Source organism: Fulvivirga imtechensis AK7 (genome assembly GCF_000331535.1).
Lineage (GTDB): Bacteria > Bacteroidota > Bacteroidia > Cytophagales > Cyclobacteriaceae > Fulvivirga > Fulvivirga imtechensis.
In genome coordinates this window covers 1-395 of record NZ_AMZN01000011.1, presented here as the reverse complement: position 1 = coordinate 395, position 395 = coordinate 1, and the positions used below count along the sequence as shown (strand labels likewise).

The 395-nt window shown below is 48.9% G+C and carries 1 protein-coding gene; it reads left to right on the top strand.

Annotated elements, in window-relative coordinates; translation table 11 throughout:
* Positions 1-251, top strand: a 251-nt coding sequence (locus C900_RS28100; protein ID WP_009578380.1) for a tyrosine-type recombinase/integrase, incomplete at its 5' end; no start/stop codon positions are given.
* Between the last annotated feature and the right edge of the window lie 144 nt (positions 252-395).

Sequence of the window (395 nt, the reverse complement as noted above, 5' to 3'; positions counted from 1 at the left end):
CCATGCAGGTGGCTGTTCGTCAGGCTATGACCAGGGCTGGCTTCGATAAAGGAAAGTACAGCGCCCATAGCTTACGACATTCTTTTGCCACCCACTTGCTGGATGCGGGTACCGACCTGCATACAATAAAAGTTCTCCTTGGCCACAGTTCTATTGAGACCACAATGGTTTACCTGCACCTCCAAAAAAGTAAACGGGCCAGGTTGGTTTCCCCTTTCGATCAACTCAAACTTGCTGGGGATGGGCAGTAAACAGGCCTTCCAAAAATTATTTGCCTGTTCCAATTACCAGCCTAAGAATGAATATACCAGAGGAGTACTATCCCGTATCCACCAGTGCCATACCAAAGACCTGGGCTACCATTGCTACCAGTGCAATAACGAGGAGTGCCTGCA